The sequence below is a fragment of the Trichococcus pasteurii genome, from assembly GCF_900112935.1.
GTDB classification, from domain to species: Bacteria; Bacillota; Bacilli; order Lactobacillales; family Aerococcaceae; genus Trichococcus; species Trichococcus pasteurii.
Genome location: NZ_FONM01000022.1, coordinates 1 through 17,390, shown reverse-complemented (window position 1 = coordinate 17,390; position 17,390 = coordinate 1). Strand labels below are relative to the sequence as shown.

The following is a 17,390-nucleotide window of genomic DNA, read 5'->3' as shown; positions in this document are numbered from 1 at the left end:
GACAAGTCCTAGCTCTGAGAGTCAGGACTTTTCTCCTTCTACGGCTGACAACACAAGCGTTCTTCTTCCATCCGGTTACCGTTTCCATCTAAATATTGGTCGATAATCAAAATAGTGTTATAATGATAGACAATGATACACCAAATTTGAATAAGCCTTTATTGACCAGACACAGCTATTGCCTCTGCAAAAGAAAGAAGGAAAATGGATATGTTCAGAATAAAAAATTTCGAAGATAACAATGATGTGAAAATTGTCGAAGAGATGGGCGCATTTAAGGTCGTGGAATACTTGAAAGATTTGAGTGTCGATCACCTGACAGCTCAAGCTGCCTACTATGCTTCTGAAATGAACGTCAGAAGAAGACAGCTGGTCTGCGATGTCAGCCTTTCCGACATCACCGTTCAATCAGGAGCCATGCAGTGGATGGTCGGGAATGTCAGTGCTACAACCGGGCTTAAAGGCGTGGGCGATTTTTTGGGAAAAGCGCTTCGAGGGAAAGTCACGAATGAATCCGCAATTAAGCCTGAATACACCGGAACCGGAAAACTGGTATTGGAACCGACCTATAAGCATATTTTGCTGATTGATGTCGATGACTGGAATGGCTCAATTGTAATCGAAGACGGATTATTTTTGGCTTGCGATTCGGAATTGAACCACAAAGCAGTCATGAAGTCCAACCTCTCTTCTGCTGCGATGGGCGGAGAAGGTCTTTTTAACCTAGGTCTTTCTGGCGGCGGGATTGTCGCACTTGAATCGTACGTACCAAGAGAAGAACTGATAGAAATAGAGTTGGAAAATGATGAATTGAAGATTGATGGGAATATGGCGATCGCTTGGTCCGGCAGCCTGGAATTTACAGTATCAAGATCAGGCCAGACGCTTCTGGGTTCAGCCGCATCCGGCGAAGGTTTGGTCAATGTCTATCGTGGAACAGGCAAAGTTTTGATGGCGCCCGTTCTTCGCTAATAGAAGTTCGCTTGCCAATCCAGCAGTGCTTACGTCCATTCAAAAAAGGATCGGAACAAAGTGTATCAAAAACACTTTGTTCCGATCCTTTTTCTTATCTGCCCGGATTGATTCCAAGCGAAATGCGGCCATAGCGGGTGATGCGATCCAACACCCAAGCCGGACTCCACACAATCTTGATTTTGACGGCATTGATGAAACCCAACGGATCCAGCTGCTCATGGACCCCCTTCAAAATATGCTCCGAGCAAGAACAGCCGGCCCCCGTAAACGTCAATCGGACCGTGCAAATCCCGTCGTCATCCAAATCGATGCCGTAAATCAATCCGAGATTGACGATATCGAGGCCGATTTCCGTATCGATGACGTTCATTAGTTTTTCTTCCAGTTCTTCCTTGTGCTGATCCGCTTGACCAGTATACGTGATGGCTTTTTCCACTATGAAGCACGCCTCCTTTATTTTTCCTCAAATGGGTTGCGGTTGAAGAAGTCGGTTACGGCACCTTTCGATGCGGATGACACGATGTGTGCGTATTTGCCCAGGACACCGCGCGATTTCAAAGGCGGCAACACCAGTTTTTCGCGTCGCTTGGCCAACTCTTCATCGGATACTTGCATCGTCAACTCACGCGTATCCTGGTCAATGATGATCGTATCATTCGTTGCCAATAAGGCGATCGGTCCGCCGTCTTGTGCCTCCGGTGCGATATGTCCGACCACGAACCCGTGGGAACCGCCGGAAAAACGGCCATCTGTGATCAGACATACTTTGATGCCTTTTCCGGAAATGATGCTTGATAAGGACAGCATTTCCGGCATACCCGGCCCACCTTTCGGCCCGACAAAGCGGACAACCACGACGTCGCCATCCACGATTTCCCCGTTCAGTGTCGCTTCGATCGCCGCTTCTTCGGTGTTGAAAACCTTCGCAGGTCCTTCATGGCGTCGTTGCTTCAGTCCGGAAACTTTTACGACAGCGCCATCCGGGGCTAGATTGCCTTTCAGCACAATCAGCGGGCCATCTTTGCGTTTCGGATTCTCAAGCGGCATGATCACGTCCTGGCCTTCTGCCAAAGGAGCCACATTTTCCAGATTTTCCGCCAGCGTCTTGCCGGTCACGGTCAAGCAGTCGCCGTGCAGCAAGCCGTTGTCAAGCAAGTATTTTTGAACGGCGGGCACACCGCCGACGTTGTAGAGGTCTTGGAACACATATTTTCCTGAAGGTTTAAGGTCGGCCAAATGCGGTACCCGTTTTTGGATTTCATTGAAGTCCTCGATCGCGAAGTCGACCTCAGCGGCATGGGCGATCGCCAATAGATGCAGGATGGCGTTCGTCGATCCGCCCAAGGCCATCGTGATCACCACGGCATTTTCCAGCGATTTGCGGGTGATGATGTCGCGCGGACGGATATTTTTTTCGATCAAGCCGATGATGGCTTCGCCGGCCTCGAAAACATCCTTCAATTTATCACCCGTTGCTGCAGGGTTCGACGATGATCCTGGCAAGCTCAGCCCCATCGTTTCGATTGCCGATGCCATCGTGTTGGCCGTATACATCCCGCCGCAAGCCCCAGGTCCGGGACAGGCGTTGCATTCGATCGCCCGTACTTCTTCTTCCGTCATTTCGCCGTTGTTCCACTTTCCGATGGCTTCAAATACTGATACGAGATCGATGTCATTGCCATCCTCATCTTGGCCCGGCGCAATCGTGCCCCCATATACAAAAATGGAGGGTATGTTCGCATTGGCCATCGCGATGACAGAGCCCGGCATGTTCTTGTCGCAGCCGCCGATGCTGATGAAGGCATCCAGATTTTGGCCACCTACCGCAATTTCTATCGAATCGGCAATCAGATCGCGCGAAGGCAACGAATAATTCATCCCCGGCGTACCCATGGCGATGCCATCGGAAACGGTCACTGTCGTAAACTGGACTGGCCATCCGTGCTGCTTCTTGATGCCGTTTTTTGCGATTGCAGCTAGATCATTCAAGTGGATATTGCAAGGCGTGTTCTCAGCCCAAGTGCTTATCACTCCGACCATCGGCTTTTTGAAGTCTTCGTCATGCATGCCTGTCGCGCGCAGCATCGCACGGTTCGGTGATTTCACAACCCCATCATAGACGAAACTGTTGATGCGTAAATCTTTTTTGTTCTTCTCGTTATCCATTCCCAAACCCCTCCCGTATTCTCATCCGCAAACACTTACTATTAATCGAATTTTAACATTTCTGTCCACAAAAGACTATCAGGGTCCCTCCGTACTTTAGGATAGGACGGAAAATTGTCAATATTTCCGGGGTAAAAGTTGAATCCTCAGTTGATAATTTCGCCTTGATTATTCGCCAACTTTTCACGCCACCGACGAAGTTCCTCAGGCGTCTGTTGCAACCAATCAGTTGCTTCGCCAACAATTTTTAAAGGTACTTGCGAGCGGTAGGATCGCGTCAGATTTCCGGGGAATTTCTTATCCGTGACATTTGGGTCGTTCTCAAATTCCCCGGTCGGCTCTACAATATAAACCCGCTCAGGACCATCGCCTTTTGCCAATGCGGCCGCAAGTCCCGCCCCACTAATCAAGGCCGTAAAATAAATGTGGTTCATTTTAAGTCCAGGTTTGTAATTCGATTCCTCTTTTGCTGTCAGCAGCTCACCGACCTGCAGATCTGCTCTTGTCCCATGAAAGAAGGGGCCTGGGTCAGAAGGCGTACCCTTATACGAATGTGACAATTCAATATTCTTTTTTGCTTTGTCCGGATCGGATAACGCCTCATAGCATTTCGCGATGTTCATATACAAAGATGGGAACGCACTCTTTACCGCAATATCATTCACTTCTAGCGCAAACCGCAAAGAGGTTTCGAACCATATTAATTTTTCTGATACAATTTTTTGATGCCGGGCCACATAATAGGCTGCGACAAATTTTTCAAAATCGTCTGTCGCTTCACTCCAGGCTTTAAGAAACAGCAGGCCTGCCGCTTCAGGGTTGCCGCTATCTTCCATGCCCATCCCCTGAAGAAGCAGTTGAATGATCTTGTTATTGGGATCGAATTGATTATGCATCTTATTCCACCTCTCAATTATTGAACCGTATACTCACTTTTTCTTCTCTCTTTTCATTGCCTCAAGTTTCCTTGGCGGCGGCATTTTTTCTATCGCATACCTTAATGCCGTTCTGGGCATGATGTCCCTCTTGCTTAACACATACTGGTATACGTCATCTTCATACTTGGTGCATAAAGACTTCAGCATCCAGCCATACCCTTTTTGCACTAAATCGTCCTTATCCAACAATAATCTGTCGGCAATTTCAAAAATATCGTCTTTGAACAGACCTTTTCTGGCTGGAATTATAAGCGATACGGCTGACGCCCGCCTAACCCATCTATTTTGGGATTTCGTCCAATCTTTTAATTTTTCTATGTACAATGGATACATTTCCAAGAATGTTCCGATAGTGTGGTTACAAAAAGTGTCACAAGATGCCCAATTGGTAACATATTCATTTACCCATCTTTCGAACAAAAGAAAATCATCTTCAGTGTATTGTTTGTTGATGGCATAGGCCCAATTGCAGGCAATAAAAGATTCCTCCATCATTCCGGAAAGCCACAGTTGTTCACACAGATCAAATATTTCTTTTTTGGAAAGCTTCTTAATGCTTTTAAATGCCTCCTTGGAAATTCTCGAGACTGTCATCGTTTTTACGCCATAGAACCTTACTTCTTCTTTAAAAAATCTTTTGCCGCTTTCCTTTGTCGTTTCGTCTGAATTGTTGATTAGTTCCTGCCTTACCTGTTCGATTATGTTAGACATAGCCCACCACCCTCTCAAACTTTTACCCATTCTTATTTCTCGGTACGTTAAAGTAAGTTCATTTCGCTTCATTATCTCAATAACAGCGGATTCAATCAACATGTTGTGGTTTTGATTTTTTTAGCCTAAAAAAAATATATACAAGTGATGTGAACTTATATCGTCTGACTATTTAAACCATGATATAATTTATAATAATAGTATTTTTGTGATTAGTGGTTCTTTAACTCTGACAATTTGGGTTATGCTTAATAACTTTTCTAATTTCTTGCTTTCAAATGATTAATTGTTGAAATGTTAATCATAGTAATGGAGGAGAAACTTATGCCTGTATATAATGGAAATTCCATAGAAGAAGCTATTGGTAACGGTCTGAATGACTTACAGCTTTCTTATGATAACGTAACTATTAACATTCTTTCTGATGTATTAGAAAATAATTTAGGAGAAGTAATTAGGCAAGCTGAAGTTGAAGTGAAGAAGAAGGAAAGCAAACGCACTCGTTACGCAAAATATGGTGTGGCATTTGGATCAGGTATTCTTGCAAATCGCCTCTTATCTAATAAAATTCCTCGTTCAAATCGTTGGGGCGTGCTTGGATTTCTTACCCTATTCATTTTATTATTATTTGGTTTAGTTATTGGTATGGATGCTGAGAGTACTCCACAAATTCAAGTTCCTGGAAGTTCAAGACAGTTTGAATCAGTGAATTTCTCAATCGTAGCTCAACAATTTGAAGATGCGGGTTTTTCTAATATTACATTAACCCCTATTGAAGACCTCAAATTTGGTATCATAACAAAGGATGGGGAAGTAGAAAAAGTAACAGTTTCTGGTAATGAAGAGTATGTTATAGAAAAGTGGTATCGTCAAGATGTTCCAATTAACATTTATTATCATACTTTTGAACCAGAGAAGTGATTTTCTAAAAACTTCTTAATAACTTATTATTATAATTGTTTTTGCCTTATATAATCCTAAAGGCAAAAATAAAGCGGAAATCCCGTCACTATGGGCTTTCCGCTTTTTTCGGTTCTATTCTCTTTTTCAAGCCCTTTCTGTACCTAGATCTGTAATGCCTTTACAGCGCCATTCTCCTCAAAAAAATGACCTCATTTATGATATGCTGACAAGTAGTTGACCAATTATCATAAAAGCACTCTTTTTTATTGTTTCTATATTAGCAAAATATATTTAAAACTATCTATTTATCCCTGAATAGTTCATACCAATACAAAAATGATCTGTTGCTCAAAACTTTACCGAAATTTGTATTTTTTATGACTACTGCTATAAATCGATGACTGGGATAACAATCATTAAATAGCCAAGAGGCTGGGACAAACGTCCCAGCCTCTCTGATATATACGAATGTTTGCTTCGCAGGCGTGCTCCAAAAGGCAGCCCCGAACCACTTCACGAATAATGCTCTGAATACTCAAAATATCTCTGCATTCATTTAATCTCATACTTAATAACTTGATTTTATTTTCATAATTATGTACATGACCAGTCTTTCTATAGTGGCAAATCCTTCTTGGTAAAAATGACATTAGAGGCTGCATACAAGACGAAGGTAATGCCTCCTAAAGCCACCAATCCCCAACCAAAATCTCCACCTGTTAGAATTGCTTCAGTATCAAATAGAGTCGTTATAGTCAGATACTCGAGATTTTCTGATGTATCCATCAATTGTTGTACCATGGTAATAATAAAGAATGTAAATGGAATTCCGCCACCAATAGCTAAAGCTAAACCTGTACGGTTGAATAGCGTTGATGCAAAAAAGGAAATCGAACTAAGAGCCAATATCAACAACAAAAGTCCGACACTTAACCAAATATACGCTTCAGCATCAAATTCCAACGCTTCATCGACCGCTTTGGCAGAGCTGACCATGCCATTATTAGCCATTGTAATGATTTGTTGCTCGGTTAAATCCGTTGCTAGCATCGCCGCTTCTAGTGCCACTGGATCTTTAATCAAGGCAATCTTATCCGCAACTTGATCAGTCTCCATATTCAAAGCTTTCGCTGAAGACTCAATCACTAATTGCATTAAGATATCGGCATTATCTTCGGATACCATGACAGTCGGTTGTGTAGCCGGTTGTGCAGTCGCTTCTGTACCCTCTTCATTTGGTGTTTTTTCCTCTTTAACGGCGACTTCAGTTTCCTGTTCAAGTGAAACCATTTCATTATTGATAAATTGTTGGTATTCATTCACTGACAAGCCTGTTACTTTTGCGCCAGTAACAAGGGCATCGTTACTTAACAGAAGCATGGTGGGGTCGGCGGCCAATTCCTCCGCAGTGATTTCAATATCTTCGTCTTCCATGTCTTCATCATCTTTGTAGATATCCCAGCGTTCATCGGTGATGACTGCTGCGGCTTCCTCATAGGAGCGGTCATTGATGACACTCTCAAGATAGATCGTATAGGCTTCGGTATCCATATTTCTGACTGCAGCTGCTTCCCGCATGGCATGATCGTTTTCCAAAATTAGATACATACGCTCGGATATATAGCCCTCGTCTTGATTCAATGCCTCAGCGGCTGCCCGCACATCATCGGTAATGGTATAGCCGGTGACGTTTTGATACTTAAGTTGGGCTGCAACCAGACCGGTGGATCCAATGATTCCATACATCAAAACAATGGAAAGGACCAAAAAGATCGATTTAGTAAAAATAACACTGGACCGTTTAATCGGAGTGGATAAGGTATAGGCCATTGAGCCAGAATCCACTTCATTAACCACCAGGTTGTTTGCGGTGAACACGACGTAGACAATTCCCAGGATAACGGCAATCAGTTTATAGAAGTTTTCCAGACTTCCCAATAAGCTTGTCATCGTTGATAAGATATTAGAAAATCTTGTCCCTTCAGCAGCAGATGCGATTGCCGCAAAGCCTTCTGCATCAAAAGTTACCGTAAAGGCCGATAGGATCATCGCTGCAACGAAAGTAATAATAACCCAGAGCTTCCAATTGGCTTGAATACTTTGCTTAAAAATTGGTTTTGAGAACATGTTATTTTTCCCCCTTGAACACTTGCGTGACATAATCTTCGAATGTGACTTTAATTTCCTTGAAATACACTAAGTTAAAATTCTTTAAATCTTGGATCAAACGATTAATATCTTGATCATGAATCATGATGTTTAATTGCAGGTCGTCCACCTTAACCCGATGTAGGTCATAACCGAGACTGCGGAAGTGCTCGAAATCTTCAATCGATTTAAACTCCATTTTATAAGTTTTCATCTTGTTATAGCGGATGTCCTTCATATCAATCACATCAATGATCATCCCATCACGAATGATTGCGACGCGGTCACAGACCTCTTCCACTTCTTGGAAAATATGACTGGACATAAAAATGGTTTTCCCTTTGGCTTTTTCCTCTTTCAATAGCTCGATAAAGATATCCCGCATCAAAGGATCCAGTCCTGTCGTTGGCTCGTCCATTATCAAAATATCGGCATCAGAGGCAAAAGCTGAGACGATAGCGGTTTTCTGCTTCATTCCTTTGCTCATGGCTCGGACATTCGCTTTCGCGTCTAATTGGAGCTGGTCAATAACATTCTCTGCATATTCCCAATCACCTCGACCTGATAAATAAATCTGATTTTTGATAAAATCCTCTCCGGTCGAATTACCTGGAAAATTAATTTCACCAGGTATATACGATACATAGCGCTTTACCTCTGCACTACTTTTGTTCGCATCAAGCCCATTAATGGTGACCGTTCCTTCATCCGGTGTTAAAAAGCCCATCATGTGTCGGATCGTCGTGGTCTTGCCTGCACCGTTTACACCAACAAAGCCATATATCTCACCTTTTTCAACTTCTAATGACATATCGAAAATACCGCGTTTCTTTCCATAGTCCTTTGTCAGATGCTTAATTTCAATGTACGCCATGTTCTAGGTTCTCCTCTCCGGCTGCTATAGATTTCTTACGATCATAGAAGTCCATAAAGTAATCTTCCAGTGTAAATTTAATTTCTGAGATAAAACGAATACTTACTTCACTTAGTTCGGTAAACAACCGTTGCATCGTCTCATCTGTCAGATTTAACTTAACTTGATTCTGATCGGGCCGTTCGACCGGAATTTTAAATTTCGTTCGGGCCAGGAACTGTTGGTAATCTTTTTTTGTCGCAAACTCTATTTTAAAAGTTTTGTTTGTATTATGTTTAAGTTTGGCTGCTTCAATAGTTGAGACAACCACTCCATCCTTGATTATGGCAATCCGGTCACACGTTGCATCCACTTCACTGAAGATGTGGCTAGAGAGCAGAATGGTCTTTCCTTCTTTTTTTTCTTCCAAAATAAATTGGATGAAACGTTCTTGCATGACCGGGTCCAATCCTGAGGTTGGCTCATCCAGAATTAATACCTTGGGATTATGCATGAAGGCTGTCACCAATGCCAGCTTTCGTTTAGAGCCAAGACTCATTGCTTCAATTTCCATTGCTGAATCCAATTCAAACATTTCCTTCAGATAATCTGTTCGGGACATATCGCTGATTTGTCTTTCTTCAGCCATGAATTGGATAAAGCCCTCTCCGGTCATCCCCTTCGGAAAGGCCAACTCTCCAGGTAAGTACCCAACATCATGTTTAATGATAGCTGCTGATTTCCAACAGTCTTTACCATTGATATATAGTTCCCCTTCTTGAGGCTTGGAAAATCCCATCAAGTGGCGGATAGTAGTGGTCTTCCCGGCACCGTTAGGCCCAAGAAAGCCAAAGACTTCTCCTTCTGCTATCTCAAAGGAAACATCGAATATTCCCCGTCCATGCCCATAATCTTTGGTTACGTGTCTTACTTCGATAACTGACATAGTGTCACTGCCTTTCTTTTAATTTGCTTATGTAAGATAAATTACATTCGTTTCTTTATTTACATTTGTTACAATTTCTATTATACTAATATCGAAAAGCAGAACAAGATACATATAATTGGTATTTGATACTTAACTTACATTCTTTTGATAATTGATAGTTTTCCTTAAGGAGGAAACCCAGGATGGAGCAATTAGATTTAAGGGTTCAAAAGACGTATAAAGCCCTAGTTGAAGCATTTGAACGCTTACTACTAGAAAAAGAATTTGAGAGTATATCCGTAACCGAAATATGTGATGCTGCCATGATTCGTCGCCCCACTTTCTACAAGCATTTCTTGGATAAATATGACTTCATAACTTTTTTCATTAAACACAAGATGAATAAAATATTTGATTTTGCCATTCAAAAGTCAAACGATGAAGGTGTTGATTTTTTCATTGTTGTTTTCGAGCAGCTTTTGGATCAATTCGACAATCTCTTACACCTCATTTTCAGTATTCAAACGAATGGGAACAGCATCTTTGAACTTGAAAGTGTACGGGAATACGGAAAGAGTATGTTAAACAATTACGTAAAAAAAGAGGACACTGACAAGGAACTGCCTCTGCAACTAAGTTATAAAGGACAGATTATTATGGGCATCACGATTCAATCTGTTTTTTGGTACAAAGATAAGAAAAGTCAAATTAGTCGTAAAGAAGTTATTGAACTCTATACGCAAACACTGGATAGACTTCGTTGACAGCATTAACAATTTTGCGTAAATGGCTTGTTCCCACTGCAGATTATTCCTCATTTTGTAACTATTCTAAAAGACTATGACAGACCCGTAAGGAATAGCAAATTTCTTAAGTTACGAACGCGATAAGCTTAAAAAACTAAGATGCTAACCCTTTCTTACAGGATTAGCGTCTTAGTTCCGTAGGTTAATTGGAAGGTAAAAAAAAGCGGAAAGCCCATCGTCTTCTCCTCCTTTAAACAAACGCTTTATGAAAAGTAAGTTTATTGTCTTTGAGTACACCCAGCAGCTTCCATTCGCTGTTAGTTGCGTCAGTAATGATGTACACAATATATTCGTCGACGGCGTAGTAATGTACAAGAACTTCCTTTTCTAGATTGATTTCATCGAAAAAATCCGGCAAAAGATTCCTATCCAGCTCATTTCTGAACAGCAAAATGCTTTCAGTAGCGTAGTCAGCACTGTTTTTGGAACAACCGAAATCCCTGTGCATCAGATCCATTACATACTGTAATTTGTCCATTTGTTATCCTCCTTTTTCCTTGCCATCAGACACGCTGGACCCCAAAACGGCACACAGTGTCTTTAAAAAAACCAGATTGTATCTATCGGAATTTTTATCCCCGACCACTTTTTACATGTATCCGCCCGTTTTAAGTGAAACGAAATCATCATCGCCTAATATAATGTGGTCCAGCACATCGATTCCCAAGATTTCACCTGCTTCAGTCAATCTTGCTGTCATCACAAGATCCGCTTCAGATGGTTCAGGGTTCCCGCTTGGGTGCGTGTGACCTACCATGATGCGGGCTGAATTGGAAAGTATAGCAGTCTTAAATATTTCGCGTGGATGCGCAATGGATGAGTTGATGCTACCGATGTGACAGCAATTGATGTTCGTAGGCTCATTTTTGGTATTCAGACACAGCACAATCAGGTATTCACGATCGACATCCCCCAAAAACTGGCGCATCAACTGGTAGCCATCGTTCGGGCAACTGATGGCACGGTACTTGTACAGCAAAGATTTGTCTTTCACCATCTGTATTTTCACAACATCCACACGTTTGGCTGCTGTAAGGGCTAGTTCTTCAACGGTATGCTGTTTCGTTTGGTTAGTGTAGTCGTTTTTCATTTTGATTTCCCCTTTTCTGATTAGTATTCTTCCGGAAAGAGCATTGTTTGGTAATCATCGCTATCGATCACCCAGATGGTTTCGGTGATGCAGCATTCGCTAGGAACCGCCATTACTGTTACTTGGCTCCACTGAGGCACCTCTTGGCTATGGAGAATCTCTTGACCCATTTCCGTAGCCTTCAACTCGAACTTTTGGAAATAGTCCACTGCATTCCCATTCTGCACTTGATCGTCGATCAGGGACCACAGAAAGAACTGCGTTTCGATTGGTACGGTATTATCTACACTTCTGGTGACATAGCGGTTATTTTTTGATTGAAACATATTCCATCCTTCTTTCACTCGTTATTTTTAGGTAAAAAGAAAAAGACCAAAATCCACATTTGAGATCTTGGCCTTCCTATTTTCTGATGATTCATGGATATGATATATATTTCAAATTGGGATTGTTTCTTCAAAGTTGATACAACCACTTTATTTAATCTAAATCTAATTATTATAATTGTGATTTATAAAATGTAAGCGTATAATAATTTTAAACAGTTTATTTTATTATTGTACGTAATGAATCACTTATTTGAAGCGAATGATAGACCCCTGTTTTTCTCATGTATCGTACCAATATTAGCAATGATTGACTGATTAAAAGTCAGAAATATTTTATCAGTGTAACGGAGGCAGTGAAGTGATGGAAAATAACATGATGTGCTCCACTCTATGCACTTTTCAGAATGGGGAAAATTCAACAGTTCAAGTATTACCTGATTTTGATGGATCATTTGAAAATGGTAATTTTGATGGCTTATTTCATCAGTATCGGGGTGTAATTATCAATTCCTTAGTAACCGCATTCGGTCTCGATCGCATTCTCTTTGTAGATCACGATGGAGGTAACGTGCAGACAATGCACAATGCAGAAAATCACATCTACTCAGATAATACATTTGAGAAACGTGGCGAGCGAGCATATAACCGCAATGACTATGCGACCGCAACATACATGAACAACAGACGCAAAAAAGATTTCCAAAACATGGAAAAATTAACTGATGGATATACTGGAAAGGACCTTGTAAAAGATGGTAGCTCCCATCTTGAACATATCGTATCGGCTAAGGAAAACCATGATAACACTGCTATGCGTGTACTTTTCACTGAGGATGAAATGTCCAAAACAATAAACAGTGACAATAATACTCTTTACACAAATGCTAGCCTTAATATGTCAAAAAATTCATATACTATGGAAGAATGGGCAAATAAACAAAGTAAAAAAGATCCAACAAAGTCAAATGCAGAATTCTATGATGTCAATACAGAAAAAGCTTATGCAGCCGACGCAAACGCCCGAAAGCAAATTGATGCAACAGTGGCTCGCCGCAAGCTTGACCATTATTCTAAAAGTATGGCTAAAGATAGCCTCAAGCAAGGTAGCTTAATGGCAATTCGCCAAGCATTAGGTCTAGTTTTTACTGAAGCCGCAATGGTTGTTATGGATGAAATGCCCGAGTTGATAAAATCTATGAAGAATGATTTCTCATTGAAGCGCTTCTTTTTACGCATTGGCGATATTGTAAAAACTGCATTTAAACGAGTAAAAGAAAAGAAAGGCGACATTTTGGAAGCAATTAAGAGTGGCTTTGTGTCAGGAATCTTCACATCAATAACCACAACCATCATTAACTTGTTTGCTTCTACGGCAAAGAACATTGTCCGATTGATACGCCAATCGATGGTCAGCATAACTGAGGCTGTAAAAATACTGTTTTTTGATAAAGAAAGACGAACAACTGGTGAACGTATTATAGCTGCTTCAAAAGTTGGATTAGTAGGTGCTAGCACGGTATTGGGGGTCTTTGTTGAGCAGCATTTGTCAGAATCCCTAGTAGGAATAGGTAGTGCTATACCTGTTATCGGCCCAATATTGGTTGATGTTATTTCGACATTTGCCGGTGTTCTTCTTACGGGATTGCTGTCTGTCTCCTTTATTTACTACATAGATCATTCTGAAAAAATAAAGGATTTGATTTCATTCATAGATAAAACTCGTGAAAACTGCTTCGACTCTGCTTTGAACAAGATGGATGAAGCAAACCGCCTAATCGATAGCTACATCGCAAAATTGTGCGAAATAGACGTTGAACAGCTTCATAGTAAAATCTGCGAATTACATGATATCAATGCTGCACTGAAATCATCTAACACAGTCGCGCTATATAATTACTGCAGTAACAATAATATCATCCTTCAATTTCACGACAGTGAGGAATTCATGAGTTTCATGCTAGATGAAGATACTATTTTAGAAATTTAAGGAGTGAAAAAATGGAAATCAATGAAATTTTAATATCTGAAGAAGCACGACGTAGTTTTCTGATTGGACTTGTTTTTCTTTCTAAGGCTGACGGTAACATTGATGAAAGTGAGAAGTATTTCTTCCAAAATGCAGCCAGCTCCTTGGCTCTGAGCGATGAATCCACTTTGGACTTGAACGCTTGTTGGGAAAAAAAAGAAATGCCGGATCTGTCATTTCCCGATAGGACCAGTAAAATTTTTTTCCTTCGTGAAGCTATCCAACTCAGCTACGTTAGCGGGGGGTTCTCCGAAAACGAAAGAATTTTCATACAAGAAACTGCAATCCACCTTGGCATTTCTCCCTCTATTCTAACTGCTATAGAGGAATGGGTAATTGCTGGCATGGTTTGGAAAAATAACGGGGACGATTTATTAGAAATGGAGGGGTAATTATGGGAATTGGCAAATATTTAGCAGGTGGTTTATGTGTAGTTGGAGCAATCGTTGCAGCTCCAATCGTATTACCCGCAGCAGCGGCCGCTGCTGCTGCTGCTGGAACTGCAATTGCAGGCTCTGCCGTAGGGACAGCTGTCGCAGCTGCTGGAACTGCTGTTGCAGGCTCTGCCGTAGGAACGGCTGTCACTGCTGCTGGAACTGCTGTTGCAAGCTCTGCCGTAGGGACAGCTGTCGCAGCTGCCGGAACTACTGTTGCAGGCTCTGCAGCTGCGACTGCAGTCGGGGGGGCTATGGCAACTGTAGGAACGGCAGTAGCCTCTGCCACTAGTGTTGTCGGAATAAGTTCTGTAGCTAGTACTATAGCCGTAACAGGAGCAGGAGCAACTGCAGTAGGAACAATGTCTACAGCAGGAGCTATCACTGCCTTATCAACAATGACCGGTGTTAAGAAACTATCTGAGGCAAAAGAAATTGTTGAAGATGCCAATTCACGATACAATGAAAAAAAAGAAAGACTAGATCAAGCAGAAAAATACGGTAATGAGGCTCTAAAAAAATTGGGTAAGTTAAAAATTTCAGTGTGGGACGGCTTTGATGAATTTTATACGGTTGTATCTAAAATAAAGAACTGCAAAATGCTTGAGGGAAACTATTCAGAAGAAAATATTCATTTATCAAAAGACGAATTAGATAATATACAAACACTCTCAATTACAGCGGGAGATCTTCTAAAAACCAGCGCAGGATCGATAGGAGTAGGTGCATTGACGGGTCTTGCGGCTTATGGAGGTACCATGGCCAGCGGAGTAGCTTCCACGGGCACACTCATTAGTTCCCTCTCTGGAGTTGCGGCCACGAACGCCACATTAGCTTCATTAGGTGGAGGATCTCTTGCTGCAGGTGGACTCGGTATGGCAGGTGGTACAACAGTTTTAGGTGGTTTGGTTGCTGCACCTGCATTGGCTGTTGGCGGTCTATTATTGGCTGCAAAAGGCATTTCAAATCTTGAAAAAGCTCATGAAACCTCTCATAAAGCTGACGAAGCAATTAAAAAATTCCAAACAAGTATAGTTCTTATGAACAATATCAAATCACTCACCCATCAAGTTTATGGGGAAATCAACCAACTACTCGCCCAACATAGAATTCTTTTAAGCGATCTTTCAAGTATAGTTGAGACTAAAACTGATTTCCGTAGTTTCACACCTGAAGAAGCTAAAACTACGGAACTTTGCATTCTGTCAATTAAAATCCTTAAATCCTTAACTACTACTGATCTGTTGGTTAAAAAGAATAATGAACAAGCAATCAATAGAGAGCCTATAGAGGATGCTATTCACAGTTCCAAAAATTTTTATTCCAAGTTAGCCTAAAATCCTTCATTCCCGTGTGAATTATAACGAGGAACGCTAAAAACATTGATATAAAAGGGTTTTTCTGGATTTCCCTATTGAATTCTCGCACTTTCCACGTTATAATTATAACGTGGAAAGGCGTGATTTTATGAGTTTAGTATATGTAACCAACAAGAAGAACGGCACTACCTATGTTTACGAATCAACAAGCTATTGGGATAAAGAAAAGAAACAGTCGCGCAGCAAGCGTGTCTGCATCGGAAAACTGGACGAAGCTGGGAACCTGGTTCCCTCTAAGCGATTGGCTATGCCGCCGGCATTAACACCTGCAAAGCAAGGCCCGGTACCATCCACCGTCATGAAACGAAGCTTCTACGGTGCGACCTATCTGTTTGACAAAATCGGTGAACTGCTTGGTGTTACAGCTGATCTAAAAGCTTGCTTTCCTGAAAACTATAAGCAGATACTCTCGATTGCCTACTTCTTGATTTTGGAAGATCGCAATACGATGCTTCGTTTTCCAAAGTGGGATCGCACCCATTCCCATCCTTACGGCAGCTGTATTCCCTCGCAAAGAAGCAGCGATCTGTTTGCCTCGGTTACGGAAGAAGCTAAAAATCGTTTTTTCAGCCTGCAGGCTAAGCGACGGACGGAGAATGAATATTGGGCTTATGATACTACCAGTGTTTCCTCCTATTCAGAGTCTCTTAAGCAAGTCAAATACGGTATCAACAAGGACCACGATCCGCTTGCGCAGATCAATCTTGCTTTGTTGTTTGGTGAAGAATCTGGATTGCCGTTTTACTACCGCAAGTTAGCAGGCAATATAAGCGACGTCAAAACAGTGAAGCACTTGCTTGCCGATTTAGGCAATCTTGGTTTTAGCAAGGTCAAACTCGTAATGGACCGAGGGTTTTACAGCAAGGAAAATATCGATGCCTTGTACCAAAATCATTTGAAATTTTTGATGGCCACAAAAGTATCCCTTAAATACGTGCAGGAAGAACTGAACAAGGTTCGAGATAACATCCGCACACGCGCTAATTACAATGCCAGTTACCAACTTTACAGCCATACTGCAACGATAGACTGGGAGTATTCACAGAAACGGCCGTACAAAGGCGATGTGATTGAAGGGAAACGGCGGATGTACCTGCATCTTTATTTTAGCGGTGAAAAAGCACTGGAGCACGAGAACCGTTTCAATGCGCTTCTTGATCGGCTCGAAGCAGAACTAGTTTCCGGGAACCGCAAAGTGGAACACGAAAAGCAGTACGCTAAATACTTCGAAATCACTTCAACGCCAAAACGCGGGACAAAGGTACCCCCCAAACAAAAAGCCATTACCCAAGCGGAAAAAGACTACGGATTCTTTGCCCTCATCAGCAATGAAATCAAGGATCCCATCGCCGCTTTAGATTTGTACCGTAACAAAGACATCGTTGAGAAAGCATTTGGAAATCTTAAAGAGCGGCTGAATTTACGGCGCACAGCCGTTTCATCAGAAAGTTCGCTTGAAGGAAAATTATTCGTACAGTTTATTGCATTGATCTATTTATCGTACATCAAAAAGCAGATGTCCGAAAAAGAGCTGTATAAAAATTATACGATGCAGGAATTACTGGACGAATTGGATATCATTGAAGCATTTGAAAATCCAGGCAGTGCATTGCGAGTGGGTGAGGTTACGAAGAAGCAGTCGCAATTATATAACACCTTAGGTGTTGTGCCCCCGACCACGTTATAATTTTTTGGGAATCTAGG

General features: G+C 41.7%; 17 protein-coding genes. 7 read left to right on the top strand and 10 right to left on the bottom strand.

Annotated features, from left to right (window positions below):
* Positions 1–210: 210 nt before the first annotated feature.
* On the top strand, positions 211–972 hold the full coding sequence (locus tag BM184_RS13535) for an AIM24 family protein (protein ID WP_068560385.1): 762 nt from the start codon (positions 211–213) through the stop codon (positions 970–972).
* A 94-nt stretch (positions 973–1,066) separates the two neighbouring features.
* Here BM184_RS13535 and BM184_RS13530 read toward each other — a convergent pair whose 3' ends face one another.
* The 4 genes from BM184_RS13530 to BM184_RS13515 form a co-directional block, all read right to left on the bottom strand.
* Positions 1,067–1,411 carry a metal-sulfur cluster assembly factor gene (locus BM184_RS13530; RefSeq protein WP_245830556.1) on the bottom strand — a complete coding sequence of 115 codons (345 nt, stop codon included), beginning with the start codon at positions 1,409–1,411 and terminating at the stop codon, positions 1,067–1,069.
* 17 nt (positions 1,412–1,428) lie between these two features.
* On the bottom strand, positions 1,429–3,141 hold the full coding sequence (ilvD, locus tag BM184_RS13525) for a dihydroxy-acid dehydratase (protein ID WP_086941921.1): 1,713 nt from the start codon (positions 3,139–3,141) through the stop codon (positions 1,429–1,431).
* A 146-nt stretch (positions 3,142–3,287) separates the two neighbouring features.
* Positions 3,288–3,764 (bottom strand): NAD(+)--rifampin ADP-ribosyltransferase, encoded by a 477-nt coding sequence (gene arr / locus BM184_RS15640; RefSeq protein ID WP_245830614.1) that lies wholly within the window; start codon positions 3,762–3,764, stop codon positions 3,288–3,290.
* Positions 3,765–4,070: 306 nt separating this feature from the next.
* Positions 4,071–4,790, bottom strand: coding sequence for a DNA alkylation repair protein (locus BM184_RS13515; protein WP_086941919.1), 720 nt, complete (start codon positions 4,788–4,790; stop codon positions 4,071–4,073).
* 324 nt (positions 4,791–5,114) lie between these two features.
* On the opposite strand from BM184_RS13515, the gene BM184_RS13510 reads away from it, so the two are divergent.
* Entirely contained in the window at positions 5,115–5,711 is a 597-nt protein-coding gene (locus BM184_RS13510; protein ID WP_086941918.1) for a hypothetical protein, read from the top strand.
* A gap of 597 nt (positions 5,712–6,308) precedes the next feature.
* Here the strand turns inward: BM184_RS13510 and BM184_RS13505 are convergent.
* Genes BM184_RS13505 through BM184_RS13495 form a run of 3 tightly spaced genes read right to left on the bottom strand, consistent with a single transcriptional unit; the run spans position 6,309 to position 9,640 of the window.
* Entirely contained in the window at positions 6,309–7,820 is a 1,512-nt protein-coding gene (locus tag BM184_RS13505) for an ABC transporter permease (protein WP_086941917.1), read from the bottom strand.
* Position 7,821: 1 nt separating this feature from the next.
* Positions 7,822–8,715 carry an ABC transporter ATP-binding protein gene (locus BM184_RS13500; protein ID WP_068560331.1) on the bottom strand — a complete coding sequence of 298 codons (894 nt, stop codon included), beginning with the start codon at positions 8,713–8,715 and terminating at the stop codon, positions 7,822–7,824.
* On the bottom strand, positions 8,702–9,640 hold the full coding sequence (locus BM184_RS13495; RefSeq protein ID WP_068621758.1) for an ABC transporter ATP-binding protein: 939 nt from the start codon (positions 9,638–9,640) through the stop codon (positions 8,702–8,704). Before BM184_RS13495 ends, BM184_RS13500 begins: the two co-directional genes overlap by 14 nt.
* 185 nt (positions 9,641–9,825) lie before the next feature.
* Between BM184_RS13495 and BM184_RS13490 the strand changes: the two genes are divergently transcribed.
* Positions 9,826–10,386 (top strand): TetR/AcrR family transcriptional regulator, encoded by a 561-nt coding sequence (locus BM184_RS13490; RefSeq protein WP_068560325.1) that lies wholly within the window; start codon positions 9,826–9,828, stop codon positions 10,384–10,386.
* Between the two features lie 232 nt (positions 10,387–10,618).
* Here the strand turns inward: BM184_RS13490 and BM184_RS13485 are convergent, their stop codons facing one another.
* The 3 genes from BM184_RS13485 to BM184_RS13475 all read right to left on the bottom strand — a co-directional run bounded on the left by BM184_RS13485 (position 10,619) and on the right by BM184_RS13475 (position 11,844).
* Complete coding sequence (locus tag BM184_RS13485) at positions 10,619–10,906, bottom strand: hypothetical protein (protein ID WP_086941916.1); 288 nt, start codon at positions 10,904–10,906, stop codon at positions 10,619–10,621.
* A gap of 111 nt (positions 10,907–11,017) precedes the next feature.
* On the bottom strand, positions 11,018–11,518 hold the full coding sequence (locus BM184_RS13480) for a JAB domain-containing protein (protein ID WP_086941915.1): 501 nt from the start codon (positions 11,516–11,518) through the stop codon (positions 11,018–11,020).
* Between the two features lie 20 nt (positions 11,519–11,538).
* Positions 11,539–11,844 (bottom strand): DUF960 family protein, encoded by a 306-nt coding sequence (locus tag BM184_RS13475; protein WP_086941914.1) that lies wholly within the window; start codon positions 11,842–11,844, stop codon positions 11,539–11,541.
* A 364-nt stretch (positions 11,845–12,208) separates the two neighbouring features.
* On the opposite strand from BM184_RS13475, the gene BM184_RS13470 reads away from it, so the two are divergent.
* The 4 genes from BM184_RS13470 (at position 12,209) to BM184_RS13450 (ending at position 17,373) form a co-directional block, all read left to right on the top strand.
* Entirely contained in the window at positions 12,209–13,834 is a 1,626-nt protein-coding gene (locus tag BM184_RS13470) for a hypothetical protein (RefSeq protein ID WP_086941913.1), read from the top strand.
* 11 nt (positions 13,835–13,845) lie between these two features.
* The gene (locus BM184_RS13465; protein WP_086941912.1) at positions 13,846–14,265 is read left to right on the top strand and encodes a tellurite resistance TerB family protein; all 420 of its coding nucleotides are present in this window, start codon (positions 13,846–13,848) and stop codon (positions 14,263–14,265) included.
* 2 nt (positions 14,266–14,267) lie between these two features.
* Positions 14,268–15,644, top strand: a complete 1,377-nt coding sequence (locus BM184_RS13455) for a hypothetical protein (RefSeq protein ID WP_177208677.1) — start codon at positions 14,268–14,270, stop codon at positions 15,642–15,644.
* A gap of 130 nt (positions 15,645–15,774) precedes the next feature.
* A complete protein-coding gene (locus BM184_RS13450) occupies positions 15,775–17,373 on the top strand; it encodes an IS1634 family transposase (protein WP_093365123.1) in 1,599 nt (532 codons plus the stop codon).
* The last annotated feature ends 17 nt before the right edge of the window (positions 17,374–17,390 follow it).